Annotated in this window: 2 protein-coding genes; both read left to right on the forward strand. The window is 71.0% G+C overall.

The window, feature by feature from the left end:
* A partial coding sequence (locus ACWELQ_RS45405; protein ID WP_452403146.1) for a purine-cytosine permease family protein occupies positions 1-1,040 on the forward strand: 1,040 nt, incomplete at its 5' end.
* Between the two features lie 9 nt (positions 1,041-1,049).
* The coding region (locus ACWELQ_RS45410) for an amidase (protein ID WP_452403147.1) at positions 1,050-1,582 on the forward strand (533 nt) is incomplete at its 3' end.

Below are 1,582 nucleotides of genomic sequence, written 5' to 3' on the forward strand. Positions count from 1 at the left end.
CGCTGCAAGCGCGCACCGCCTTCGGTGACCGCGGGCGAGCAGCGGTGGTCGCCTTCCTGGCCACCGTCGTGATCGGCTGGTTCTCCTACCAGGTCGGCTTGACCGGCACCACGCTCGAGAGCATGTACGGCTGGAATCCGGTGTGGGGCGGCCTGATCGGCGGAGTGTTCTTCGTCGGTCTCACCCTCGCCGGAATCCGCGCCCTGTCGCTGATCGGTCTCATCGGCACCCCGCTGTTCCTGGCGATGGCCGGTCTGGCCCTGTACTACGGCCTGGGCCATGGACATTCGCTCACCGACGCCTTCCACTACACCGGCGGCGGTGGCCCGCTGGGCTTCTGGGCCTGCGTGAGCATCGTGGTCGGCGGCTTCGCCGACTCCGGCACCATGACCGCCGATTTCACCCGCTGGGCCCGCGACGGCCGCGCGGGTCTGCTCGCCGCGACCTCGGCCTTCCCGTTCGCCAACACCGCCGCCTTCCTCGTCGGCGGCCTGGTCGTCGCCATCGGCGGCGCGAGCGATCCCGCGAACAACGGCGGAGCCTTCCTGGGCCTCCTGTCCGGCCACGGCGCCCTCGTCACCGGCCTGGCGGTGCTGTTCGTCTTCGCGAACCTGGGATCGGTCGCGTCGCACTGCCTGTACAACGGCGCGGTCGGCTGGGCCGGAATCACGCCGCTGCGCATGCGACCGCTCGCCGTGACGCTGGGCCTGATCGGCACCGTCCTGGCGCTCACCGGTGTCTGGGCCCACATCACCAACTGGCTGGTGCTGCTGGGCGTGGTGGTGCCGCCCATCGGCGCGGTCCTCATCGTCGACCACCTGCTGGCCGGTCGCCGGATCGCGGCGACCGCGCCGGTACGGCCGATCGCGTTCGCCGCGTGGGGCCTCGGAGCCATCGCCGCCGCAATCGCCCACTATCACCTGCCCGGCTCGGTGGACGCGGTCGTCGGTTTCGTCATCGCGGCGGCGGTGCAGGCCGGACTCACCGTGACCCTTCCAGCCGCCGTCCCCGAGCCTGCCACGGCCACGGTCGGTGGGTGAGGAGGCACGGTGAACTCCGCCGAGCGCGAAGAACTCTGCTTCCTGCCCGCCACCGAACTGGTCGCCCGAATCCGTTCCCGGGAACTGTCACCCATCGAGCTCACCGACGCCGTGCTGGACCGGATACAGGACGTGGATCCGGTGCTGCACGCCTTCTGCACACCCACACCCGACCTGGCGAGGCGGCAGGCCCGGCAGATCGCCGACGATCTGGTCCACGGCCTCGACCCCGGTCCGCTCGCCGGGGTACCTCTCGGCATCAAAGACCTGCTGTCCACCAAGGGAATCCGCACCACCTCCGGATCGTGGGTGTACCGCGACCACATCCCCGACGAGGACGACATCGTCGTCGAGCGAGCCCTCGTGGCGGGCGCGATCTGCCTGGGCAAGACCAACACCTCCGAATTCGGCTACAGCGCAACGGGTCTCAACCCGATATTCCCCGCCACCCGCAACCCCTGGAACACCGCGCTGAGCCCCGGCGGCTCCAGCGCGGGCTCGGCGGCGGCGGTCGCGGCCGGGCTCGGCCCCGTGGCGTTGGG

This window comes from Nocardia sp. NPDC004722 (assembly GCF_053601505.1).